We start from the raw sequence: 24,360 nt of genomic DNA on the forward strand, positions 1-24,360 counted from the left end.
TGCGGCGGGCCGTTGTTTCTGGTTTCTGAGTCCGGAATTCAGGGCGGAGAGTCAAGGAAACGACCATGTCCCAGCACCCTTCCGGCATCCATCACCTGGCCTTCATGGCCGCGGACATCAAAAAGCACATCGCCTTCTTCTCGGAGGTCATGGGCTGCCCGCTCGTGGCGCTGTTCGACATGCACGGCGTGCCGGGAGGCCTGCACGCCTTCCTGCGGATGAACGAGCACAGCTATTTCTCGATCGTCCAGCTGCCCGACGTCGACAAGATTCCGATCAAGCTGGGCGAGACCCATGCCGGCAACGGGGCCCTGCCCAGCGCCGCGGGCACGCTGCAGCACCTGGCCTTCCGGGCAGACACGCTGGAAGGCCTGATCGCCATGCGCGACCGGATCCGCAGCCACGGCGTCAATGTCATCGGTCCGATCGACCACGGCATGTGCCAGTCGATCTATTTCGCCGGGCCTGACCACATGACGCTTGAGGTGGCGACCGCCACCGGCGGCATCGACCCGGCCCTGTGGATCGACCCGGCCGTGCTGGCAAAGGCCGGCATCGACGACGCCGAAGCGGCACGCTTCAAGGCGCCCGCGCCCTACAACGGCCCCAGCCCCGTACCGCAACCGGCCTATGCCGAGGACAAGCCGCACATGGCCTACCCGAAGGAGGCCTATCTGAAGATGCTGGCCATTCCCGACGAGATGCTGACGGCCGGGGCCTCCTATGCCGAGCCGCCTGTGAAGGCGCACGCCTGATCCGGATGAGCGTCGCGGATCTCGCCGGCCGCATCGCCGATCGGGCCACGCCAGGCGAGGTTCTGGTCGTCGGCGTCACGGGCTCGGTGGCGGCGGGCAAGAGCACCCTCTGTGCAGCCCTCAAGGCGGCGCTGGAGCCCGCGCTGCGGGTCGAGGTGGTCTCGACCGACGGGTTCCTGTTTCCCAACGCGGCGCTGAACGAGCGCGGGACGCTGATGCGCAAGGGCTATCCGGAGACGTACGACGCGGCGGGGCTGGCGGCCGCGTTGCGCGGCGTGCGCGAGGGGCCGGTGACGGTCCCGGGCTACTCCCATGTGATCTATGACATCGACCCGGCGCTCGCCCGGGTTGTCGCTCCGCCAGACATTCTGATCGTCGAGGGTCTGGGCCTGACGCCCCGGCCCGCGGGGCTGGATCTGCTGATCTACATCGACGCCGAAGAGGCCGACCTGGAGGACTGGTTCGCCACGCGGTCCATGGACTTCTGGCGGGCGGCGGAGGCCGACCCGACGTCCTTCTACGCCCGCTTCCGGGCCATGTCGGAGACCGAGACAGAGGCGTTCGCGCGCGAGCGGGTCTGGACGCAGATGAACCTGCCCAACCTGCGGGAGCATATCATCAGGGCGCGGGACGAGGCGGACGTGGTGGTGCGCAAGCAGGCCGATCACAGCCTTCGGCTTGAACGGTAGTTACTTCCCGCCGCTGACGGTGATTTCCTTGATCAGCGCCTGGACCTGGGCCTTGCCGCCGGCGGCCCAGACCACCTTCAGGTGGGCGAGCGTACGCGCGGCGGCGTCATCGAAACGCCAGTCACAGGCATCGAAGCGGCAGTTGTCGAACACAGGCGGCTTGCCGCCGCTGAAGACCATGCGGCATTCGCGGAATTCGCAGTCGGTGAAGACTTCACCGTCCAGCGGGACAGTCTCGAGATTGAAGATGGTCGCGGTCTGCATGGCTGTCTCTATTCGTCGTCGTCATCGGCCGGCGCCGGGTCTTCCGGCTGGCCGGATTCGCGGGCGCGGCGCTTCGCTTCGGCCTTTTCGGCGGCCTTCACCGCCTTGAGCCGTTCGCGTTCACTGCGTTCGAAATTGTAGTTGGGTTTGCGGGCCATGGCGGCGCTCTCCGTCAGGGTCAGGGGCTATTGCCGGGCCTTGCGGGCGGCGTACTTGGCGTCGCGGGCGGCCTTCTGCTCGGCCTTGGTGAGGGCCTTGCGTTCCTTGCGCTCGCCGCGGCGGGCATCGAGGTCGGCTTCCGCGCGGGCGGCTTCGGCGAGACGCGCCGCTTCTTCAGCGTCGGCCTGGGCCTGCTTGGTGGCGGCCTTGGCGGCGGCGCGTTCCTCGCGGACCCGCTCCAGTTCGGCCGCCTTCATGGCGGCGCGCTCGGCGAACAGGGGATCGGTCACCGCGGCCTTCGGCTTCATCTTGGCCAGCAGGGCCTGTTTGGCTTCAGCGGCGGTCTTTAGCCGATCCGCGAAACCGGTCTTGAGAATATCGTTCATGTGTCTTTCGGACGTGCGGGCGCGAGCGGCCGGCCTATTCGGTCGGGTTCGGGGACTCGGGCGGCGTCTGGGGCTCGGTCGGCGTCGGAGGGTCGAGCGGCGGCTTGAAGGTGGCGGCGCAAATCGCTTCCAGATGCTTGCGGATCGAACGGGCCGCCAGCAGGGCGTCAACCGCGCGACAGCCTTCCGCCTTCAGTCGGTCCTTGAGGACATCGACATCGCGAAACTGGCCGGACCGGGCCAAGGCGTAAGCGCGTTGAACAGTGGACATGGTCTTGATCTGCTTGAGGACGCGCGGGCCGGGTCAGGCGCCGCACGATCAAAATGTCGGAGAGGAACGAGGGAGGCCCGGAACCCGATCCGAAGACCAAGTGTAGAGAGCAACCGAACCAGAACGAAATTCGACTTTGTCGTCATAGGGCAAAAGCCCGTCGGATGCCACTTAATAACGAAGCAGGCATCGGCACGTCTCCGGAAAGCGGGTCCGGACAACTGGATTTCCTCAATGATTGTGGGACCTCGGCAGTCGGAAGGCGGCGTCTCGAAAATGCCCGCCGCCCTCCGCGAAATGCTGCCCCGGTGAGTCGGTCAGGTCCGCGACCAGCCGCTCCCGTCAAGGTCCAGGCCCTTGGCGACCTCCTGAACCTCGGGAGAGAAGTCTTCCATCTCCTGGATACGCCGGACCTCTATGACCTCGTTCGGCTGGGCCGGGCACCGGGCGGCCCAGGCCGTGGCCTCTTCGAGCGAGCCGACCTCGATGATCCAGAAGCCGCCCAGCGCTTCCTTGGACTCGGCGAAGGGCCCGTCCGTGATCAACGGCTTTCCGCCGGCGAATGACACCCGCTTGCCGACGGCCGGCGGATGCAGGCCCTCGGCGGTGCGCAGGATGCCGGCGTCCACCAGGGACTGGTTGTAGGCCATCATCTTCTCGACCCCGTCGACCGGCAGGTCGAGCTCAGGGCCCGCGACCTCGTAGCCGCCGGGGATCATCAGCATCATGAATCGCATGGTCGGGATCCTGTACAGGAAGGGATGTCGTCAGGATGACGAACAGTCGCCGCCCATCCCGACAAACTTCTGTCAGTCAGCGCAGGTTGCGCCGGTAGAGCGACAGGATCCGCTCCCAGTGGCGCTCGGACGCTGCCTTGTCATAGGCCGCGCGCTGCGGAAAAACGTATCCGTGCTCGACGCCGGGGCACAGCTCGACCTCGGCCCTCACGCCGTTGGCGGCCAGGTCGTCGCGGAGCGGCGCGATGCTCTCCTCCGGGAACCAGCGGTCAATCTGGGCGCAGCCGAAATAGAGTTCCGCGTCGGTCTGGCGGGCCAGCAGGTGCGGGCTGTCGGGCGCGTCGGTCATCAGCGAGACGCCGTGGATCGAGGCGGCGGCCTTGACCCGGTCGCGGAAACGGGCGGCGGCGGCGATGGCGTAGGGGCCGCTCATGCAGTAGCCGACGGTCGCCACCGATTTTGTCCAGGCCGCCGGATCGCCCTCGGCGAAGGTCAGCAGGGTGGCAGCGTCGTCCATGACCAGCGGGATCGACAGGCTGTTCATCAGCTCGAACATACGCGCCCGGCCCGGATCGTTGGGGTCCGGCGACAAGGTCCCCAACTCCATCACGCCCGCACGATAATAGAGGTTGGGCAGCATGACGTAGTAGCCGCTGGTCGCCAGCCGCCGGGCCATGTCGCGCAGCTCCTCGCGGATCGCGGGCGCGTCCATGAAGAACAGGATGACCGGGTGCGGACCTTCCCGCTCCGGATGGACGATGAAAGTCGTGGTCGCGCCATCCTTCGTGCGGATGTCGAGCTGGCGTTCGATCATGGAGAATCCCCGGCTGTTCCGTCCGAGGCATATCAGGGCCGGGAAATCCTGTCCCGCGGTCAGCGCCGGCTGAAACGGGCCCCGACATCCGCGATCGCGGCCGGAGCCAGAAACCAGGGCTCGACCAGGTAGCGGTAGGCGAGCCGTTTCGGCTGGGACAGCAGGCGGTAGAGCCATTCGACGCCCAGCCGGCCGGTCCAGCGCGGCGCCGCCGCCTGTTCGCCAGCCTCGTAGTCGAAGGCCGCGCCGACGGGGAAGAAGACCCCCCGACCGATCCGGTGGCGGTTGGCGGCGATCCAGTCTTCCTGTCGCGGCATACCCATGCCGACGAGGATGATGTCCGGATCAAAGGCCGCGATGTCGTTACGCAGGGCGACGCTCTCTGCACTGTCCGGCGCGATGTCGAAGAAGCCGTTGCGAACGGCGAGGTTCACGCCCGGATGGCGACGACGGATCTCGACCGCCGCGCGCTCGCCAACGCCGGGCGCGCCGCCGACATGGAACACGCGCCAGTTCCGCTCACGGGCCAGAGCCCAGAAATCCTCGCGCCAGTCGAGATAGGTCGAGCGATGCTCGCGGCCGACCTTCAGGCCCATCAGCCGGCCCCAGAGGATCATCGGCAGGCTGTCGATCTGCGTCAGGTCCGCGTCTTCGAAGAAGGCGCGCAGGGCGGGTGTGCGCTGAAGAAGAAACAGACTGTGGCTGTTGTGGTTGGCGATCACGGCGGTGCCGCCCCCGGCGACGAAGATCTCGGTCGCCGCGAGCATCTCGGCGGGCGTGACGGGATCGACGTCTCCTCCAAGGAGATGCAGTCGCAGGGCAGGGGCGAAGAAATCCATGACCCGCAGGATGCACGGAGGCGATGTAGGGACGGTTAGGAGGCGTGGTTAAGGCCTTCTGAATTTCCACTTCAGCGCCAGCACCGCCCCGCTCAGAACCAGGCAGACCGTGTTGGACACCGCTACCGGCCAACTGCCGAGCATGATCCCGTAGGCCGTCCAAAGGCAGAAGCCTGTCACCGTCAGCAACCACATGCGCAGCGACACCGAAGAGGCGTCGCGGTCGCTCCATATCTTGAGGATCTGCGGCATGAAGCTGGCCATCGAACAGATCGCCGCCGCCGTGCCGATGGCATTGACCCAATGGGACGTCACGGGGTGCGCGGAAGGTCGTCAAGGCCCCAGCGGCTGGCCCAGGCCGGCGCGAGCTGCAACCCGGCGGGGGGCATGCCCGGCGCATGATCTTCGCGGAGGCAGACGCCGAGGTAACGCAGGGCCATCTTCACGCCATGCTCGGAATAGGGCTTGCCGATGACGCCGCAGGCGCCGGCGAAATCGTCGGGCAGGCGTTTGACGTTGGCCGTCATGAACAGGGCGACGCCGCCGCAGTTGCTGGTGATGGCGCGGGCGACGTCGATGCCGGTCGGACCGTCCTTCAGATGCACGTCGACCAGCGCCAGATCGGGGCGCAGCCGCGCGGCGAGGGCCAGGGCCTCGTCCGAAGACATGGCGTGGCCCACTTCACGGCAGCCGGCTTCTTCGATGAGGTAAGCCAACTCGGCCGCCAGAAGCACCTCGTCTTCGACGATCAGGATGTTGAGCGGGTCGGAGAACGCCATGACGGTTACTCAGGATCTGCCGTTTTCCGGAAACCGGATAACGGTTCGCACGCCGGGTTGGGCGTCTGTGGTCTCGTACCGTGCGCCGAGCTGTCCGCTCAGCAGTGACACGATCGTCCCACCAAAACCCGGTGCGGCGGCGGGAGTTCCCAAACCAACACCGTTGTCGGCGATCTCAATAGTGAACTCCCCCTGTTCGCGACGGACGGCGACGGTGATGACGCCGGCCCGACCGTCGGGAAAGGCATGGTGGATTGCATTGCTCAGAAGCTCATTGATCAGCAGCGCCAACGGGGCGGCGCCGGCCGCGGGAAGGTCCACGGGCTCGAGGTGCAATCGGCTCTGGATGTCTCGACGGCCCGACCCGCCGATCACGTCGGCAAGCAGATCCTGGACAAACGCGCCGACGTCGAAGCGCTCGACGTCCTCCCCGCGAAACAGACGGCGATGAACGGTCGCCACGGCATTGACCCGCTCCTGGGCGCCGATCAGGGCCCGCCGGACACTGGGGTCGCTTGATCGTCGCGCCTGCAACCGGAGCAGGGAGGTAATAAGCTGGAGGTTGTTCTTGACCCGGTGATCTATCTCGTGGAGCAGCGCGGATTTCTGTTGCAGCGCGTGGGCCAGGTCGCGGGTGCGGGAGTCGAGTTCGCCCTCGGCCACGATCCGCTGATCGACCTCATAGTCGCGTGAAAATTCGTCCTGCATGTCGCCTCGGGCTAGCCCAACCCCCGGCTGCAAACGAAGGAAACGCCGCCCGGTTCCTGACCGGACGGCGTTTCAGAGAGTGGCGCTCCATGCCGCCGCCGACATTACCCGCCCGGACGATAGATCCTGTCGAATACGCCGCCATCGGCGAAGTGGGCCTTCTGGGCCCTGGTCCAGCCGCCGAACGTGTCGTCGACCGTGACCAGGGGGATCTTCCTGAACTGTGCGCCGTACTTGGCCAGAGCCTGCGGATTGCGCGGCCGGTAGTGGTTCTTGCCGATCAGATCCTGCGCCAGCGGGCTGTACAGGAAGTTCAGATAGCCCTCGGCGACGGTGCGGGTTTTCTTCCGGTCAACGACCTTGTCGACGATGGCGACCGGAGGTTCCGCGAGGATCGACAGCGACGGATAGACGATATCGAACTTCGGCCCGAACTCCTCACTGGCGAGGTAGGCCTCGTTCTCCCAGGCCATCAGGACATCGCCGATGCCCCGCTGGGCAAAGGCCGTGGTCGAGCCACGAGCGCCGGTGTCGAGCACCGGAACGTGGCTGTAGAGCTGCTTGACGAAAGCCTCGGCCGTCGCGGGCGAACCGCCCGGCTGCTTGAGCGCCCAGGCCCAGGCGGCCAGGTAGTTCCAGCGCGCGCCGCCCGAGGTCTTGGGGTTGGGCGTGATCACGTCGATGCCGGGTTTGATCAGGTCGCCCCAGTCGCGGATCTTCCAAGGGTTCCCCTTACGGACCAGGAAGACAATCGTCGAGGAGTAGGGCGTCGAGTTGTTCGGAAGTCGCGATTGCCAGTTGGCGGGCAGCAGCTTCGCCTTCGCGGCGATCTCGTCGATGTCGTAGGCCAGCGCGAGGGTGACGACGTCGGCCTGAAGGCCGTCAATCACCGCCCGGGCCTGCTTGCCGGACCCGCCGTGACTTTGCTGGATGGTGATGATCTGTCCGGTCTTCGCCTTCCAGTACGCGGCGTAGGCCGTGTTGATGTCCTTGTAGAGCTCGCGCGTGGGGTCGTAGCTGACGTTGAGCAGGGTCAGCGGCTTGGCTTGCGCTTCCGCCGCGCCGGCGCCGAGCGCGGCCACCGCCGGTACCGAGAGGCCGCCAGCCAGCAGGCCGCGGCGCGAAGGGGTGTGGATCTTGTTGGTCATGCCCGGTGGCTCCAGCGGTCACGGCGACAGCCGCCTAACGCGTCAGAAGGCGATTGGGTGCGGAGGGAGAATATCTGCAGGTCCTGCCCAACCTGCTTGTTCAGCGCGGGGTCGAGCCGATAGCGGCGCTGGCCAACAGAACGGTGCGGAAAATTCCACGGGAGGCGGTCATGAATGTCCCCTCGATCCGCCGGTCGATCCCGGCGTGAACGGAGGTCAAGAAATCACCTAATTCCTATCGTATCAATATAGTTATAATTCGAAGCCCTTCAGGGAATCTGGTCTCTCCGCAGGAAGGTCAGATATTCGATGTCGGGACGGACGCGCCGCCAAACCTCCTGGGTTCGGCGGCGTCGCCTCAGAACATCATGCGGCCGGCGATCTGCAGGTTGTAGACGTCCTCACCGTCGGTCGCTTCGTATTCACCCTCGATGGCCACATAGGACATCGGCGTTCCGGCCTTGAGCGACAGGCCGATGATGGCCGCGCCGTCGGCGGCTTCGTCCGGCGTCAGGGCGACCAGCTGGCCGTTCTTGAAGCGGAACTGGGTCTGGCCGACCTCGCCGCCGAGGCGCGCGCGATAGCCGAGGCGGAGCTCGGGACGCCACCACAGTTCACGACCGAAGTTGGCGCCGAAGGCGACCTCGGCGGTGCCCGACAGGCGGCTGCTGTTGCGGCCATCGATGAACAGGTTGAACGCGTCCTGCCCGCCCGATTCCTGACGCGAGCCTTCGCTCAGGTACAGATAATCGACGCTGACCAGGGGCCGCAGATAGAAGATGCCGACATTGGCTTCGTAGGCGGCGCTGACACTGGCCGAGCCGGTAAAGCCGTTCCAGCCAGCGTCCGCCTGACGGATCAGGCTGTCGGTCGGCGATACGAAAACCCGGTCGCTGTCGAACCAGGCATAGCCGGCGCTGCCGCGTGCGCTGAAGAGCCAGTTGTTGACCGAACGACGCCAGTAAACGCCGGCTTCCAGCAGCGAAACGCTGGTGTTTTCGCCGACCTTTGAGATGTCGTCCTTTTCCTCGGACGTGACGAAGGCCAGCGTGGCGCCGAGCGCCCCGCCGTCCGCGCCCATGCTTTCGTACCCGCCCACAAAGCCGAAGGCCTGGGTGGTCGAGCCAACGCTGGCGCCCGCTTCGCGCATCACACTGACGTTGACTTCCTGCATCCAGAAACTGTCAGGGCCGTAGCGCTCGCGAGGATCGGGCCGGGTGGCGGCCAAGCGCGAGATCGTGCTCGTGATCGCGTCGAGTGACGAGAACATGCCTTCGCCCTGGTCGGGCAGCATCTGGTCATAGAGCGCAAGGAATTCCTTGCGGGTCTGGGCGCCAAGGAAGGCGTCGAGCACATCACTGTCGCTGCTCAGCGCGCTGTAAACGGCGTTCAGAGCCAGGGCCTCATTCGTCGACAGGCTCATTTCCGTAGCCGTCCGGCGGCGGATGTCCAGGTTGACCTCACCAGCAGTCGTGTTCGCCGACGCCGTGGCCACCACCATGAAGGGCGCATTGCCGAGCAGGCTGCTGTCGATCGTACCGACGGTGAGACCGCCGGGCGTGTCTGTCTTGATGATCGTGTAGTGCTGGGTCGTCGCCCCGACGAGGGTCGTCAGGTTCAGCCCCAGCTGGGCGCCGGTGGCGATATTGGCGGTGGCGACCGTGATCTGGGTCGCCGTGTTGCCGGTGGGGTCCGCCGTGACGATCAGGGTGGAGTCGGCCGACAGGGCGATGCTGGTCGCATCGATCACGCCGGTGTTGTTGAGCTGCACGGTCCCGTTGACGACGTTGATCGCCAGGTTGCCGTCGCTGTCGCTGATCGAACCGGAATAGCCGGCGACCCAGCTCCCGGACCCGACGTTGAAGGTGTCCGCACCGGCGCCGAACGCAATGTCGCCGATGATGACGCCATTCTGCAGGTTCAGCGTGTCGGCGCCCGAGCCCAGCAGGACCTCGCCGATAATCGACGCTTCCTGGGAGTCCGGAGCGCCGTCGCCATCGACGTCGTTGTTGTTGACCGTGTCGACCGTGTCGAGAATGCCGTCGTTGTCGTCGTCCGTGTCATCGGCGTTGATGATGCCGTCGCCGTCGATGTCCTTGTCGATCGTGTCCGGAACACCGTCGCTGTCGGTGTCGCCTGTATCAGAGACCTGGGTGATCGTGACGCCGGTGGTATTGTGGCTGAGGTCGATCGCGATCGCCCGGCCTGTGATGGTCTCGTTCGTCGCGTCCGTATCGGCGTCATCCGTATCGGAGGCGTCGTCGGTCGCCGTGACCAGGGCGTTGATCGAGCCGGTGTTGGTCACCGAGGTGAGCAGGCCCGAGCCGTCCCAGACGGAAATGGCGTTGCTGCGCTCGCCCAGCACCGAGGTCGTGATCGAACCGGAGTTGATCAGGCTCGTGGCCGTCGATCCGGCGTCGATGCGAATGCCATAGGCGTTGAAGGCGCCTTCGGTCGCGTAGGGAGCCGAGGTTGCGGTCAGGCCGGCGAAGATCGCGCCGGCGTTGTTTATGGTCGGGACCACCGCGCCGGAGGCGAGATGCAGACCCTGGGCCTGGGCGTTGTAACTCGTGACCGAGATGCTGCCGTTGATCAGCATGCCGTTGGTCAGTGTGGTGGCGAATCCGTTCGAGGCGCCGATCTTCACGCCCGTCGCGGAGATGTTGTCGTAGACGCCGTTGGCCGAGACGCTGCCCGCGATGATCAGGCCGTAATTCTGGGCGCCCGGGCCGACCACGCCGATGGTGATCGCCTGGGTGTCGGAGCCGATCAGCATGGCAGGGGCTGCGCCGCCGACGGAAATGTTGGCGTTGCCTTCGGCCGTGTCGATGATGCCGTCGCCGTCGGTGTCGCCGTCGATCAGGCCGTTGCCATCGTCGTCGGGGTCATCGGTGTCGAGAATGCCGTCGTTGTCGTCGTCGGTGTCCGTCGCGTTGGCCGTGCCGTCGTTGTCGTAGTCGTTGTCCTTGATGCCGTCGCCGTTGGCGTCGGCATCATCGGCGTCGAGAATGCCGTCGTTGTCGTCGTCCGGATCGGCCCCGTTCGTGAGACCGTCGTTGTCGATGTCGTCAATGACGGCCGGAGCCGACGCCAGATTGATGCCGCCTGTTACGTTGGCCGCGATACGGACCGCCGATCCGCTCTGGAGCAGATCATCGGCGTCGAGGATGGCGCGGGCCGCCGCGCTGGTCGGACGGGACGGATAACGATAGCCCGTGGCCGAAACAGCGCCCTGGAACTGAAGCGCGCCGGTGATATTTCCGTCGATCTCGACGCCCGTGGCGTTCAGACCAACCGCCGACACCGAGCCCGCGATGGTGACGTTGCCGGTGACGGGCCCGGCCATCTGGATGGCATAGGTGTTGTTGCCGAGAATATTGACCGTGCCGAAGTTCGTGAAATTCCCGTTCAGGGCGCTGTCGATGCGGACGCCCCAGGAATCATTACCCTCGACGGTGATGGAGCCGGCGATGTCGTTGAGGATGTTGCCCGTGAACGTGCCCGCGCCAGTCAGCAGCAGGCCGTAGCGGCCCGAGCCCGTCGCGTAGGCGCCGTCGAGGTCGCCGTCCTTGTCGGTGTCGTTGGCCGCCGCGTTCTGGTCGAACGAGTCGTTGATCGTGATCTGGCCATTGTTGGTGAATGACGTCGTCGTTCCGCCGTTCAGCTGAACGCCGATCGACCCGTTGACGTCCTGGGACGAGATCTCGCCCTTGTTCACCAGGGTATTGTTGGTGTTGACGTTGACGATGGGGCCGGCCGGCCCCGTCGAGGTCAGCTTAACGCTGCCGCCTGCGCCGATGATGATGTTGTCGGCCGCGCCGCCGTTGATCGTGCCGGTCGCGACAGGCGCGGTCCGCTTGTCGGTAATCGTCGTGTCGGCCATCGCCTGGCTCGCGAGGAGCAACAGGGGGGCGGCAGCGACAGTGGCGGCCAAACGCTTGCGGAACATGAACAGAGAACCCCGGACCTTATACGGCGACACGTTCGTCCCCTTTCGATGCGGCGAAATTGCGTCAGCCGTCATGAACCATCCCCAGGGACCCCGCCTCGTCTATCGCAAGGCCTGCAAGGGCGCCATATCTCCGCGCATCCTAGCCCGTCGAAAAAAATGAATCGAGGCTTTCGCGCCATGCCCCCACAGGATGACGTCAGGACGCATCGGCCGACGCTGTTGGCGGGGCTCGCCGCGGCCGCCGCGCCGCTCGCCCTGGCGGCCTTTGGCCAGGCGCAGGTCGGGCCGGCGATGATCGCCGCGCTGGCGGCCGGTGGGACGGGATTCTATCTGGCGAGGCGGCCGGTCGCCGAGTCAGCAACGGCCGCCTCTCCGGCGCCGCTGGCCGTCGCGACGGATCCCCTGCCCTGGGCCGCCATTATCGAGTCGCTCGAAGATCCCTTGCTGGTCGTCGCGGCGGGCGCGCCGAGCGAAATGGCGGGCCACCGCCTGGTGTTCGCCAACCTCGCCGCCCGGGCCCTGTTCAGGATTCAGCGGCAGGACGCCCGTCTGATCACCGCGATCCGCAATCCGCAAGTCATTGAACTGGTCGATGAGGCGCTCGTCGGCGGCATAGCCGGACATGCGGTGTTCGAGGCCGGCGGCGCCCTTGACCGAACCTGGACCGCGACCGTGCGTCCGTTGACCTCGCGTCTCGAGAACGCACCGCTGGCCCTGCTGGTCCTCAGGGACCAGACCGACCTGCGGCGGGCCGAACGGATGCGGGCCGACTTCCTGGCCAACGCCAGCCATGAATTGCGGACGCCGCTGGCGTCGCTGACGGGCTTCATCGAAACCCTGCGCGGGCCCGCGCGCGACGACGTAGACGCTCGCGACAGGTTTCTGGGGATCATGCAGACCCAGGCGGAGCGCATGGCCCGGCTGATCGATGACCTGATGAGCCTGTCCCGCATCGAGTTGAACGAGCACATCGCCCCACAGGGCAGCGTCGACCTGGCGCTGGCCGTCACTGATGTCGCCGACGCCATGACGCCGGTGATCCGCGACAAGGGCGTGCGAATTGACTGGACCGCGCCGGCCGACGGGTCCGCAAAGATCGAAGGCGACCGCGACCAGATCATCCAGGTGGTCCAGAACCTGATCGACAACGCGGTGAAATATTCTCCACGCGACAGCGTCGTTCGGGTCGAGGTGACGGCGCCAGTCGATGGCGATCCGCCACCCCTGCGTGATCCCGAGGCGGCGGGCCTCACCCTGCTCGCCCCGGATCATCGCCCGGGGGAGCTCTATGCGTTGCTGCGGGTCAGCGACGCCGGGCCTGGCATGCCGCGCGACGCCCTGCCCCGGCTGACCGAACGATTCTATCGCGTCGAGGGCCAGAAGAGCGGCGACAAGTCCGGCACGGGCCTTGGCCTCGCCATCGTCAAACACATCGTCAACCGCCACCGGGGCGGGGTTTCAGCGGAAAGCGCCGAGGGGCGCGGCGCGACATTTTCCGTATGGCTTCCGCTAACAGCGGCCGCGCGGGCGGCGCTACCAGCGCCCGTCACGAAGCTGTCATAGACCTGTCGCATAGGGGCAGCATCCCGCGGGCAGGTTCCGGGCGTCCCCCGCCGCCTCGCTTTTCGGACCCGCGATGACCGTATTGATCGCCCTGGCCGTGCTCGCCGCCTTTTCGGCCGGCGTGTACCTGATCGGCCGGCGCCGCGCCGTCGCCCTTTCGGGCGGCAAATCCGCCAGCCTGCACTCACTGCCAGGGTATCACGGCACATGGGTGGCCCTGTGGGCGGGCGTGCCGGCGGCGCTGATCGTCGTTCTTTTCGCCGTGTTGGGCAGTCGTCTCGAGGACGCGGCCTTGCGCGTGCAAGTCCCCGCCGCCGTCGCCGCCCTGGACGCTGAACGCCAGGAGGTCTTCTGGAGCGACGCCGGGGCCGCCGCCCGCGGCCAGTCCCAGAGCGAGATCCACTATCAGGGTGATCTGAAGGTCGCCCTCGACGCCAAGGCGGCCGAGGGCCGCCGGATCAGCGCGTTCGGCCTGATCACGGTGCTGGCGCTGTCGGGGGTCCTTGCCCTGTGCGGCTTCCTGCTGGCATTCCCGCGACTATCGAAGGATTTCCGCGCCCGCAATCGCGTTGAGGGCTGGACCGGCTTCCTGCTTGTCGCCTGTTCGACGCTGGCCGTACTGACGACCCTCGGCATCATCATGTCGCTGGCCCTGGAGAGCTTCCGCTTTTTCCAGGCGGTGTCGCCCCTGGAGTTTCTGACCGGCACACACTGGGACCCGCACATGGGCATCCGGCCCGACCAGGTCGCCTCGTCCGGCGGGTTCGGCGCCGTGCCGGTCTTCGCCGGCACCTTCCTGATCATGCTGATCGGCATGGCCGTCGCCGCGCCCGTCGGGCTGTTCTCGGCAATCTATCTGTCGGAGTACGCCGGCCCCGCCGCCCGGGCGACGATCAAGCCGCTGCTTGAAGTGCTCGCCGGCGTTCCGACCGTCGTCTACGGCTTCTTCGCGGCTCTTACCGTGGGTCCGATCTTCAGGGGATTCTTCAACTGGATCGGATCCCTGCTCGTGGACGGCCCCATGGACAGCCTGGGTCAGTACCTGGCCGGCGTTCAGAACCAGATGGCGCTGACCGCCGGGGTGGTCATGGGGATCATGCTCATCCCGTTCGTCTCCTCGCTGTCGGACGACATCATCAATGCCGTGCCGCAGACCCTGCGCGACGGCAGCTATGCCATGGGCGCCACGAAATCGGAGACGGTGAAGCGTGTCATCCTGCCGGCGGCCCTGCCCGGCGTGGTCGCCGCCCTGATGCTCGCCGTGTCCCGCGCCATCGGCGAGACCATGATCGTGACCATGGCGGCCGGCGCCCAGGCCAATCTGACGATCAATCCGCTGGAGACGGTGACCACCGTCACCTACCAGATCGTCTCGCTCCTCACGGGCGACTCCGCTTTCGACACCCCGACCACACTTTCGGCTTTCGGGCTTGGACTCACCCTCTTTGTCGTCACCCTGACGCTGAACGTCATCGCGCTCGGCATCGTGCAGAAATATCGCGAACAGTATGACTGACGCCTCCGCCACACACCTGAAGAAGCGACATGCCGCCGAGACCCGGTTCCGGATTTACGGCCGCGTGGCGATTACCGTTGCGCTGACCTTTCTGGCGATCCTGCTCGTACGGATCGGCATGCAGGGCTATTCGACCTTCACCACCAACTCGATTTCGATGTCGGTTTATCTCGACCCGACAAAGATCGACCGGACCGACCTCGAAGGGTCGAACTACGACTATGTCGTGGGCCTTTCGTTGCTGAAGAAACTGGGCGAGACGGAAGACGATCTGGGCCTGGCCTCCAGCGACGCGATGGCGCTGGTCAGCCGCGACCTGGGCTTCCAGATCCTCGACAAGGTCAAGGCCGACCCGAACCTGATCGGCAAGACCATCACCGTGACCGGCCCGGTCAAGGCCGACGCCGACCTCTATTACAAGGGTGAGCTGAAGCGCTCGACGGATGAGGCCGACCGCAAGCTGAACAACCGGCAACTGGACTGGCTCGACCGCCTGAAGAAGAGCGGCGCGGTGACCAGCGGGTTCAACGTCGGCTTCTTCACCCACGCGGACTCCACCGAGCCTGAACAGGCCGGCATTCTCGGCGCCGTGATCGGCTCGGCGATGATGCTGCTCGTCACAGCTCTGGTCGCCGTGCCGATGGGGGTGATGGCCGCGGTCTGGCTCGAGGAGTTCGCGCCCCGTAACCGCTGGACCTACCTGATCGAGGTCAACATCAACAATCTCGCCGCCGTGCCGTCGATCGTCTACGGCCTGCTCGGCCTGGCGGTGTTCGTGAACTGGTTCGGCGCCCCCCGCGGCGCCCCGCTGACCGGCGGCCTTGTGCTGGCGCTGATGGCGCTGCCGACCGTGATCATCGCCACGCGTTCGGCGCTCAAGGCCGTGCCGCCGTCGATCCGGGAAGCGGCCTGGGGCGTCGGCGCCTCGCGCACCCAGACCGTGTTCCACCACGTCCTGCCGCAGGCCATGCCCGGCGTCATGACCGGCACCATCCTTTCGCTCGCCCACGCCCTGGGCGAGACAGCGCCCCTGCTGATGATCGGCATGATCGCCTTCAACCCCGGCCTGCCCCAGGGCTTAACCAGTTCCGCCAGCGTGCTGCCGGTGCAGGTGTTCATCTGGGAAAACGCCTCCGAACGCGCTTTCCACGAGCGCACCGCCGCAGCCATCATCGTGCTGCTGGTCTTCATGATCGCGATGAACGCGGCCGCGGTAATCCTGCGCCGCCGCTTCGAGCGCAGATGGTAGCCCCCATGACCGCCCAACCGCCCGTTATCCGCACCGCCGCGCCGCACTCGCACAACCCGGCGCCCGTCAATCCGGCCAAGATCCTGGTTCGGGACGTCAGCGTCTTCTACGGCCCCAAGCAGGCCCTGTTCGACGTGACGCTCGACATCCCTGGCAAGGCCGTGACGGCTTTCATCGGTCCGTCGGGCTGCGGCAAGTCAACCTTCCTGCGCTGCATCAACCGCATGAACGACACGATCCCGGGATGCCGGGTGGACGGCGTCATCGAGATGGACGGCGAGAACGTCAACGACAGCCACATCGACCCGGTCGTTCTGCGCGCCAAGGTCGGAATGGTGTTCCAGAAGCCCAACCCGTTCCCCAAGTCGATCTTCGAAAACGTCGCCTATGGCCCGCGTATCCACGGCATCGCCTCGAGCAAGAGCGAGCTGGAAGGGATTGTCGAGGCGTCGTTGAAGAAGGCTGGCCTGTGGGCCGAAGTTTCCGACCGCCTTCACCAGCCTGGCACCGGCCTGTCCGGCGGCCAGCAGCAACGCCTGGTCATCGCCCGCGCCATCGCCGTCAGCCCGGAGGTCATCCTGATGGATGAACCCTGTTCCGCGCTCGATCCGATCGCCACCGCGAAGATCGAAGAGCTGATCGACGAACTTCGGCAACAGTACTGCATCGTCATCGTCACCCACTCGATGGCCCAGGCCGCGCGGGTTTCGCAACGCACGGCCTTCTTCCACATGGGCAAGCTGATCGAGACGGGATCGACCGAAGAGATCTTCACCAATCCGCGCGAGTCGCGGACCCAGGACTACATCACCGGCCGGATCGGCTGAGGCGCGCCATGAACGAACATATCGTCAGATCCTACGAAGAAGAGCTCAACCAGCTGGCCGCGGAGGTGGTCCGGATGGGCGGCCTGGCCGAGGCCCAGGTGGGCGAGTCGATCCAGGCCTTCGCCCGCCGCGACGTGCCGCTGGCCCAGGCGATGATCGGCCGGGACGGCAAGCTGGATACGATGGAGGCCGAGATCGAGCGGGCCGCCATCCGCATGATCGCGTTGCGTCAGCCGATGGCCAATGATCTCCGCCGAACCATGGCGGCGATGAAGATCGCGATGAATCTGGAACGCTGCGGCGACCTGGCCAAGAACATCGGCAAACGCACCCTGATCCTCGCCGAAGCCGAGCCCGCTGGTCCCGTGACCCGGTCGATCGAACGGATGGGCAAGCTGGTCGCTTCGCGTCTGAAGGAAGTCATCGACGCCTACACCGCGTCTGACGTCGATCGCGCCGTCTCGGTCTGGGTCCGCGACACCGAGGTCGACGAGCACTACGAAAGCCTGTTCCGCGAACTGCTGACCTACATGATGGGCGATCCAAGGACGATCACGGCAGGGGCCCATCTTCTGTTCGTGGCCAAGAACCTCGAACGCATCGGCGACCACGCCACCAACATCGCCGAAATCGTCCACTTCGAGATCACCGGCCAGGAAATCGTCTCCGAACGGCCGAAACTGGATGCACTCACGTCATGACGCCCACGGTTCTCGTGGTCGAGGACGAGGACGCCCTCGCCACCCTGCTGCAGTACAACCTCGAGAAAGAGGGCTATCGCGTTATCCACGCCGGCGATGGCGAGGAGGCGCTGATCCTGGTCCAGGAAGAGCTGCCTGATCTCGTGGTGCTGGACTGGATGCTGCCGAAAGTCTCGGGCATCGAGGTCTGCCGCCGTCTTCGACAGCGCCCCGAGAGCCGCAACCTGCCGATCCTGATGCTGACCGCGCGTGGCGAAGAGAGCGATCGCGTGCGCGGTCTCGACACCGGCGCCGACGACTATGTCGTCAAGCCCTTCGCCATGAGCGAGCTGACGGCCCGCATCCGGGCCGTGATGCGGCGCATCCGGCCGGGCCTGGCCGACGATCGGGTGACCTGCGGCGACATCATCATGGATCGCGTCGCCCACCGGGTGAAGCGCGCTGGCGCCGAGGTTCATCTGGGCCCGACCGAGTTCCGCCTGCTCGACCATCTGATGCAGCATCCGGGCCGGGTGTTCAGCCGTGAACAGCTGCTGGACGCCGTCTGGGGATCCGACGTCTACGTCGAGGCCCGAACCGTCGACGTGCACATCGGTCGGCTGCGCAAGGCGCTCAACGGCAAGGCGGACGCCGACCCGATCCGCACGGTGCGCTCGGCGGGCTATTCGCTGGACCTGGACGGCTAGATCGAAAAACGATCCGCCTATCCTCGTGCGGGCGAGGATAGCGGGAGATACTTGGGCGAGCCTTGACCTCGTTCCCTACCCGCGCATAACCCGACCATGAACATTCTCCTCGTCGGGTCTGGCGGGCGCGAACATGCGCTGGCCTGGAAGATCAACCAGTCGCCGCTGCTCACGCGGCTCATCGCGGCCCCGGGCAACCCGGGAATAGCCGGACTTTGCGAGACGCGGCCGGTCAAGGTCACCGACGTCGACGGGCTCGTGGCTCTGGCGCAGGAGATGACCGCCGACCTGGTGGTGGTGGGACCGGAGTCCGCGCTTGAGGTCGGTCTGGCAGACAGGCTCAACGCCCTCGGTATCCCCTGTTTCGGCCCAACGGCCTCGGCCGCGCGGCTGGAGACCTCCAAGGCTTTCAGCAAGGATTTCCTCGCACGGCACAACATGCCGACCGCGGCGTACGGCGTGTTCGAGACGACCGAAGCGGCGGCCGCCTTCCTCGACGAACAGACCGCGCCTTTCGTGATCAAGGCCGACGGGCTGGCCGCCGGCAAGGGTGTGGTCATCGCCGAGACGCGCGCCGATGCCGACGCCGCCGTGGCCGACATGCTGGGCGGTCGCTTCGGCCAGGCCGGCGCCCGTGTGGTCATCGAGGAATTCATGCCGGGGGAAGAGGCGTCCTTCTTCGCCCTGTGCGATGGCGAAACGGCCATCCCGTTCGGCTTCGCCCAGGATCACAAGCGCGCCTATGACGGCGACATGGGCCCCAACACCGGCGGCATGGGGACCTATTCGCCCGCGCCGGTTCTGACCGAGGCCCTGGCGAAGCGGGCTTTCGACGCGTGCGTGCTGCCGGCGGTGAAGGGCATGGCGGCAGAGGGCAATCCCTATCGCGGCGTGCTCTACGCGGGCCTGATGCTGACCCCGACGGGGCCCAGACTGGTCGAGTTCAATGCCCGGTTCGGCGACCCGGAATGCCAGGTGCTGATGCTGAGGCTGGAGAGCGACCTGGTTCCCTATCTGCTGGCCTCCGCCACCGGGAGACTGGCCGAACAACACGCCCCGGTCTGGAAGGCCGACGCGGCGATCTGCGTCGTGCTGGCCGCGGACGGCTATCCTGAAAGCCCGGTCAGCGGGGCCGTCATTCGCGGCGCCGACTCCGATTTCGCCGGTGAGTCGGTGGTGTTCCACGCCGGCACCGTCCGCGACCCGGACGGGACCCTGCGTTCGGCCGGAGGCCGGGTGCTGAACGTCTGCGCCATGGGGCCGTCACTGCAGGACGCGCGGGACAAGGCCTATGCGGCGGTCCAGGCGATAGACTTTCCTGGCGGGTTCTACCGGTCGGACATTGCGTGGCGGGCGCTCGAAAGAACCCCGTTATCTTAACGCATGACTAGAACATGACGGCGAATCTCAGCTTATAAGGGTATAATTCAGATCCGTGTACGTCGGGGGACGTCATGCCCTTCCATCTCGCCCAGTTCGTCCGATGCCTGTTGCGCCGGGAACATGCCTTCACGAACAGCAAGTCCAGACGCGGGTTCATGACCTGTCAGAAGTGTGGATATCGACGACGGTGGCGCTGACCCCAAGGCATCCTTGCGCCCACGGAGCCAACCCCTAAACTCACGCTCAAACAAGCGTACGAAACGGGGAAACGCCCATGGCTGATGCCGCCGCCGCGCCTACAGCGCAGGACCTGAACTCCGGCACAAAGCCGGTCGACCCGCGCCACGCCATCGACGAGGTCAAGCTTGCCGCCTGGTTGGCCGCCAATGTCGAGGGCTACGCAGGTCCATTGGAAGTGCGCCAGTTCAAGGGCGGCCAGTCCAATCCGACCTATCAGCTGGTCACACCGGGCAGGAAATACGTCCTGCGCCGCAAACCACCCGGCAAGTTGTTGCCGTCGGCCCACGCCGTTGACCGCGAGTTCAAGGTCATCTCCGCGCTGGGAACAACCGGATTCCCGGTAGCTCACGCCTATGCCCTGTGTACCGATGACGACGTCATCGGGACGATGTTCTACGTGATGGACAATGTCGAAGGCCGGATCCTCTGGGACCTGACCCTGCCCGACTACGCGCCGGCCGAACGCAACGCCATCTACAAGGCCAAGATCGGCACCCTGGCGGCGCTTCACAACACCGACTACGAGGCCATCGGCCTTGGCGACTACGGCCGCCCCGGCAACTATTTCAGCCGCCAGATCGACCGCTGGATGAAGCAGTACAAGGCCTCCGAGACGCAGGTCATTCCCTCGATGAACCGGCTGATGGAGTTCCTGCCGACGTCCGCGCCGGAAGACGACAAGACCTCGATCGTCCACGGCGACTATCGCCTCGACAACATGGTGCTGCACCCGACCGAGCCGCGCGTCGTCGCCGTGCTGGACTGGGAGCTGTCGACGCTCGGCAACCCGATGGCCGACTTTTCCTATCTGCTGATGCACTGGGTGATGCCCGGCGCTGAACGCGCTTCGCTGTCCGGGATCGAGGACCTCAAGGCCTGGGGCATCCCGACCATCGAGGAGGTTGTCGAGCAGTACTGCGGTCTGACCGGTCGCAGCGGCGTGCCGAACCTGGACTGGTACTTCGCCTACAACCTGTTCCGCCTGGCCGGCATCTGCCAGGGCATCGTCGGCCGCGTGCGCGACGGCACCGCCGCGAGCGCCCATGCCCAGACGATGGAGGCGCGGGTCCCCGCCCTCGCCGACGCAGCGCTGGCCTTCGCCATCAAGGCCGGCGCCTGATGGCCGGAGTCGGCGGGCGGATCGTCGCCGGAGCGATTCTGGCCGCGATCGCGGTCGGCGCGGGCCTCGGTCTGGCGCAGGCGCGCAGCACGCCGCCAGCGCCACCGTTGACCTATGTCCAGGCCGGCCGGCTGCTGGCCGATCCGGCCACCGGCAAGGTTGAGGCCCAGCGCACCCTGGTCATCCAGGACGGCAAGGTGCTGCGCGTCGAGGACGGCTACACCACGGCCGAAGGCGCGAAGGTCATCGATCTGCACGACAGCTTCGTCCTGCCGGGCCTGATCGACAGCCACGTCCACCTGACCAGCGAGCAGGGCCCCAATTCCCAGCTCGAGGACTACACCAAGACAAAGTCCGACCTCGCGCTGGACGGCGCCTGGAACGGCCTGAAAACGCTGAAGGCAGGCTTCACCACGGTCGCGGATCTGGGCGCGCCGAACGAGTCGATCTTCGCCCTGCGCGCCGCGATCCGCTCCGGCCGTATCCCCGGACCGCGGATCATCGCCGCCGGCTCGCCGATCTCCGTCCATGGCGGCCACGGCGATCCGACCAACGGCATGCCGGAAGAACTGGTGCATGTGTTCCGGCCGACCTCCGTCTGTTCCGGGGCCGACGACTGCCGCCGCGCGGTGCGCGAACAGGTCCGGGCCGGAGCCGACATCATCAAGATCACAGCCACCGGCGGGGTGCTGTCCAACACGGCCGCGGGCCTGGGCCAGCAGTTCTCCGACGAGGAGCTGCAGGCCATCGTCGAGACGGCCCATTCAATGGGCCGCAAGGTCACCGCCCACGCCCACGGCGCCGACGGGATCAACTCCTTCCTGCGAGCGGGCGGCGACTCGATCGAGCACGGCACCTATCTCGACGCGGAGTCGATCAAGCTGTTCAAGACGAGCGGCGCATGGCTGGTCCCGACGCTGATGGCGGGAGACTTCGTCGCGCGAGAGGCGGCCAAGCCCAACACCTTCCTGACCCCGGCCCAGCGCGACAAGGCGCTGCTGGCCGGGCCGCGCATGCTGGACATGGCAAGGCGGGCGCACGAGGGCGGCGTGAAGATCGCCTTCGGCACCGACACCGGCGTTTCGGCCCACGGCGACAACGCCGGCGAGTTCGCGCTGCTGGTCAAGGCGGGTCTGACGCCGCTTGAGGCGATTCGGGCGGCGACCATCTGGGCCGCCGAGCACCTCGGCCTGCTGGACCAGATCGGCTCGCTGCTGCCGGGCAAACAGGCCGACCTGATCGCCGTGCGCGGCGATCCGCTGACCGACGTGACCGTCCTGACGAAAGTGTCCTTCGTGATGAAGGGCGGGGTCGTCTACAAGGCGGACTGAAGCAGGGCGCGAACCGCCCCCTCATCCTCGAAGCGCGCCCGCACTGGCCAGACCGCGGCGCGGTCGCGCCAGGCCGGCGGCAGGCGGACCCAGTCCTTCTCGGTGGTCACCAGGCCCGCGGCATAACGGGCGGCGACCTCGTCCAGCAGACTCAAGTCGGCTTCGCTGTAGGGATGATGGTCGGGGAAGCGGACGAAGTCCTTCAGGTCGCAGCCGGCTGCTTCCAGCGCGCGCTCGACCTTCCACGGCTTGCCGATGCCGGCGAAGCCGACCTGCGGGCCGGCAGGCGGCGGGGCCGCCGGTTCCAGGCGCGCGATCAGCACCGGGCCTCCGGCGAAGAGGGCCATCAGCTCCGGATCGGGCGCCGCCATGTCTCCCGGCAACAGCATGACGACCGCATCGGTCCGCGCCAGACCGGCGGCCAGCGGCTCGCGCATCGGGCCGGCCGGAAACACCGCGCCGTCGCCGAACGGCCATTCGCCCTTGCGCGTCTCGCCATCGACCACGACCAGCGACAGCGTCTTCCTGAGCGTGGGGTTCTGGTGACCGTCATCCATCACCAGCACCGCCGCGCCGCCGGCCTTCGCGGCGCGGGCGCCGGCGACGCGGTCGGGCGAGATCCACAGCGGATAGTCGCGCGCCAGCATCAGGGGCTCGTCGCCGACGTCAGCCGCGGTGTGAATGGCGGGATCGACGCGCAGCGGACCCTTCAGCCGGCCGCCGTAGCCGCGGGACAGGCCGTGGGCGGCGACGCCCTGCTCGGTCAGCAGCCGCAGCAGCTCGCGGACCACCGGCGTCTTGCCCGTACCGCCGACCGTCAGGTTGCCGACGCAGATGACCGGCAGGCCGGCGTCCTCTGGAACGGTGCGGGCGATGCGGCGGGCGGTGACCACGGCCCAGATCCAGGACAGCGGCGTCAGGACCATACGCGTCACCCGGCGGGGCGCGTCGGTCTTCACATACCACCAGCGCGGCGTGGACAGCTTCATGGCAGCAGCGGCTCCAGCTGCGCCCAGAGGCGGTCGAGCACGCCGGCCTCCCTGTCCGCCGCCGCTCGCGCGGCCGCGCCGGTGCGATGGCGGAGGTCAGTGTCGCCGAGAAGACGGTCAAGCGCGGCTGTCAGTCCGGCAGGGTCGGCGCAACTGACGCCGCCTTCGCCCAGCGCGCCATAGACGTCGATCCAGTTGGCGTAGTGCTCGCCGTGCACCACCGGTCGGTCGAGCCGCGCCGCTTCCAGCGGGTTGTGACCGCCGATGTCGGGCAGGAAACTGCCGCCCATGACGGCGATATCGCCGAGGCGGAAGAACAGGCCGAGCTCGCCGAGCGTGTCGGCGATGTAGATGTCGGTGTCCGCCGTGACCGGCTCGCCGGCCGACCGCAGGGCGATGGTCCGGTTGTGCGCCCGGAGCGCCGTGGCCAGCGCCGGGCCGCGGACGGGATGGCGCGGAACGATCACCAGCAGGGGATAGCGCCCCGTCGCCTCGACCGCGTCGGCGATCAGCGGATCTTCGCCGGGATGGGTGCTGGCGGCCGTGACGATCAGCCGGTCGCCGGCCGCCGCCTTCAGCCGCGCCAGTTCGGCGGGATCGGTCGGCAGGACCTCTCCGACCAGCTTGAGGTTGGCGTAGCCATCGACCAGCGCCCCGAGATCCTTCAGCCGCACACCGGTACGAACGTCCTGTGGCAGGATCAGGTCGAAGGCGCCCAGCACCGCCCGGGCCAGCCCGGGAAACCGCAGCCAGCCCTTCGCGCTCTCCTGGGTCATGCGCGCCGAGACCAGCGCCAGCTTCGCGCCGCGCGCCTTCGCGCCGAGCAGAAGGTTCGGCCACAGTTCGCTTTCGACGAACACGGCAAGATCCGGTCGCCAGTGGTCGAGGAAGCGGGCGGCCGCGGCGGGCGTGTCGACCGGTATGTACTGGTGCAGGGCGCCCGCCGGCAGGCGCCGCGCCAGCAGGTCGGCGGAAGTCGCGGTGCCCGACGTTACAAGCACGGTGACCTCAGGACGCTCCCGCCGCAGTCGCTCGACGAGCGGCAGCAGCGACACCGTCTCTCCCACGCTTGCGCCATGCAGCCAGATCAGCGGCCCTGCCGGCCGTGTCCGGGAAGGTCGGCCAAGTCGCTCGTCCAGCCTGGCGGAGTCTTCCTTGCCGCGACGGGCGCGGCCGCGAAGGATCGACGGGACAGCGAAGCCCAGCAACGCCGTGGCGCCGCGGTAGAGGATCAGGGATATCGCCTGACGCACG

25 protein-coding genes are annotated in these 24,360 nt (G+C 66.9%); 11 read left to right on the top strand and 14 right to left on the bottom strand.

Features of this window, described 5'->3' with window-relative positions; all coding sequences use genetic code 11:
- Positions 1–65: 65 nt before the first annotated feature.
- A complete protein-coding gene (locus ACODSL_RS07295) occupies positions 66–755 on the top strand; it encodes a VOC family protein (RefSeq protein WP_488899998.1) in 690 nt (229 codons plus the stop codon).
- Positions 756–760: 5 nt separating this feature from the next.
- Positions 761–1,444 (top strand): type I pantothenate kinase, encoded by a 684-nt coding sequence (locus ACODSL_RS07300; protein WP_488899999.1) that lies wholly within the window; start codon positions 761–763, stop codon positions 1,442–1,444.
- Here the strand turns inward: ACODSL_RS07300 and ACODSL_RS07305 are convergent, their stop codons facing one another.
- The 12 genes from ACODSL_RS07305 to ACODSL_RS07360 form a co-directional block, all read right to left on the bottom strand.
- Positions 1,445–1,708 (bottom strand): hypothetical protein, encoded by a 264-nt coding sequence (locus tag ACODSL_RS07305; RefSeq protein ID WP_488900000.1) that lies wholly within the window; start codon positions 1,706–1,708, stop codon positions 1,445–1,447.
- 8 nt (positions 1,709–1,716) lie between these two features.
- The gene (locus ACODSL_RS07310; RefSeq protein WP_488900001.1) at positions 1,717–1,866 is read right to left on the bottom strand and encodes a hypothetical protein; all 150 of its coding nucleotides are present in this window, start codon (positions 1,864–1,866) and stop codon (positions 1,717–1,719) included.
- A 27-nt stretch (positions 1,867–1,893) separates the two neighbouring features.
- Positions 1,894–2,253 (bottom strand): DUF6481 family protein, encoded by a 360-nt coding sequence (locus tag ACODSL_RS07315; protein WP_488900002.1) that lies wholly within the window; start codon positions 2,251–2,253, stop codon positions 1,894–1,896.
- A 34-nt stretch (positions 2,254–2,287) separates the two neighbouring features.
- Positions 2,288–2,524 (bottom strand): hypothetical protein, encoded by a 237-nt coding sequence (locus ACODSL_RS07320; RefSeq protein WP_488900003.1) that lies wholly within the window; start codon positions 2,522–2,524, stop codon positions 2,288–2,290.
- A 317-nt stretch (positions 2,525–2,841) separates the two neighbouring features.
- Entirely contained in the window at positions 2,842–3,261 is a 420-nt protein-coding gene (locus ACODSL_RS07325; protein WP_488900004.1) for a YciI family protein, read from the bottom strand.
- Positions 3,262–3,337: 76 nt separating this feature from the next.
- Positions 3,338–4,075, bottom strand: coding sequence for a dienelactone hydrolase family protein (locus ACODSL_RS07330; protein ID WP_488900005.1), 738 nt, complete (start codon positions 4,073–4,075; stop codon positions 3,338–3,340).
- A 59-nt stretch (positions 4,076–4,134) separates the two neighbouring features.
- Entirely contained in the window at positions 4,135–4,914 is a 780-nt protein-coding gene (locus ACODSL_RS07335; protein ID WP_488900006.1) for a WecB/TagA/CpsF family glycosyltransferase, read from the bottom strand.
- A gap of 48 nt (positions 4,915–4,962) precedes the next feature.
- On the bottom strand, positions 4,963–5,229 hold the full coding sequence (locus ACODSL_RS07340; protein WP_488900007.1) for a SemiSWEET family sugar transporter: 267 nt from the start codon (positions 5,227–5,229) through the stop codon (positions 4,963–4,965).
- Positions 5,226–5,693, bottom strand: coding sequence for a response regulator (locus tag ACODSL_RS07345; protein ID WP_488900008.1), 468 nt, complete (start codon positions 5,691–5,693; stop codon positions 5,226–5,228). Before ACODSL_RS07345 ends, ACODSL_RS07340 begins: the two co-directional genes overlap by 4 nt.
- A gap of 9 nt (positions 5,694–5,702) precedes the next feature.
- Positions 5,703–6,401 (bottom strand): sensor histidine kinase, encoded by a 699-nt coding sequence (locus ACODSL_RS07350; RefSeq protein WP_488900009.1) that lies wholly within the window; start codon positions 6,399–6,401, stop codon positions 5,703–5,705.
- Positions 6,402–6,505: 104 nt separating this feature from the next.
- The gene (locus tag ACODSL_RS07355; RefSeq protein ID WP_488900010.1) at positions 6,506–7,549 is read right to left on the bottom strand and encodes a sulfate ABC transporter substrate-binding protein; all 1,044 of its coding nucleotides are present in this window, start codon (positions 7,547–7,549) and stop codon (positions 6,506–6,508) included.
- 358 nt (positions 7,550–7,907) lie between these two features.
- A complete protein-coding gene (locus ACODSL_RS07360; RefSeq protein WP_488900011.1) occupies positions 7,908–11,498 on the bottom strand; it encodes an autotransporter domain-containing protein in 3,591 nt (1,196 codons plus the stop codon).
- A gap of 180 nt (positions 11,499–11,678) precedes the next feature.
- Between ACODSL_RS07360 and ACODSL_RS07365 the strand changes: the two genes are divergently transcribed.
- From ACODSL_RS07365 to ACODSL_RS07405, 9 genes are all read left to right on the top strand, one after another.
- On the top strand, positions 11,679–13,064 hold the full coding sequence (locus ACODSL_RS07365; protein WP_488900012.1) for a sensor histidine kinase: 1,386 nt from the start codon (positions 11,679–11,681) through the stop codon (positions 13,062–13,064).
- Positions 13,065–13,137: 73 nt separating this feature from the next.
- Complete coding sequence (gene pstC, locus ACODSL_RS07370) at positions 13,138–14,580, top strand: phosphate ABC transporter permease subunit PstC (RefSeq protein ID WP_488900013.1); 1,443 nt, start codon at positions 13,138–13,140, stop codon at positions 14,578–14,580.
- Positions 14,573–15,829, top strand: a complete 1,257-nt coding sequence (pstA, locus tag ACODSL_RS07375) for a phosphate ABC transporter permease PstA (RefSeq protein ID WP_488900014.1) — start codon at positions 14,573–14,575, stop codon at positions 15,827–15,829. Before pstC ends, pstA begins: the two co-directional genes overlap by 8 nt.
- Positions 15,830–15,834: 5 nt before the next feature.
- Complete coding sequence (gene pstB, locus ACODSL_RS07380; RefSeq protein WP_488900015.1) at positions 15,835–16,656, top strand: phosphate ABC transporter ATP-binding protein PstB; 822 nt, start codon at positions 15,835–15,837, stop codon at positions 16,654–16,656.
- 8 nt (positions 16,657–16,664) lie between these two features.
- Positions 16,665–17,357 (top strand): phosphate signaling complex protein PhoU, encoded by a 693-nt coding sequence (gene phoU / locus ACODSL_RS07385; RefSeq protein ID WP_488900016.1) that lies wholly within the window; start codon positions 16,665–16,667, stop codon positions 17,355–17,357.
- Positions 17,354–18,043, top strand: coding sequence for a phosphate regulon transcriptional regulator PhoB (gene phoB, locus ACODSL_RS07390; protein WP_488900017.1), 690 nt, complete (start codon positions 17,354–17,356; stop codon positions 18,041–18,043). The genes phoU and phoB overlap by 4 nt, the downstream gene beginning before the upstream one ends.
- 96 nt (positions 18,044–18,139) lie before the next feature.
- Positions 18,140–19,423 carry a phosphoribosylamine--glycine ligase gene (gene purD, locus ACODSL_RS07395; protein ID WP_488900018.1) on the top strand — a complete coding sequence of 428 codons (1,284 nt, stop codon included), beginning with the start codon at positions 18,140–18,142 and terminating at the stop codon, positions 19,421–19,423.
- Positions 19,424–19,700: 277 nt separating this feature from the next.
- Entirely contained in the window at positions 19,701–20,786 is a 1,086-nt protein-coding gene (locus tag ACODSL_RS07400; RefSeq protein ID WP_488900019.1) for a phosphotransferase, read from the top strand.
- Positions 20,786–22,117, top strand: a complete 1,332-nt coding sequence (locus ACODSL_RS07405; protein WP_488900020.1) for a metal-dependent hydrolase family protein — start codon at positions 20,786–20,788, stop codon at positions 22,115–22,117. The genes ACODSL_RS07400 and ACODSL_RS07405 overlap by 1 nt, the downstream gene beginning before the upstream one ends.
- Here the strand turns inward: ACODSL_RS07405 and lpxK are convergent.
- Both lpxK and ACODSL_RS07415 read right to left on the bottom strand, forming a co-directional pair.
- Positions 22,102–23,106, bottom strand: a complete 1,005-nt coding sequence (gene lpxK, locus ACODSL_RS07410) for a tetraacyldisaccharide 4'-kinase (protein WP_488900021.1) — start codon at positions 23,104–23,106, stop codon at positions 22,102–22,104. The two genes, ACODSL_RS07405 and lpxK, sit on opposite strands and share 16 nt — an antisense overlap.
- Entirely contained in the window at positions 23,103–24,359 is a 1,257-nt protein-coding gene (locus tag ACODSL_RS07415; RefSeq protein ID WP_488900022.1) for a 3-deoxy-D-manno-octulosonic acid transferase, read from the bottom strand. The genes lpxK and ACODSL_RS07415 overlap by 4 nt, the downstream gene beginning before the upstream one ends.
- Between the last annotated feature and the right edge of the window lies 1 nt (position 24,360).

Source organism: Caulobacter sp. FG121, assembly GCF_057809815.1.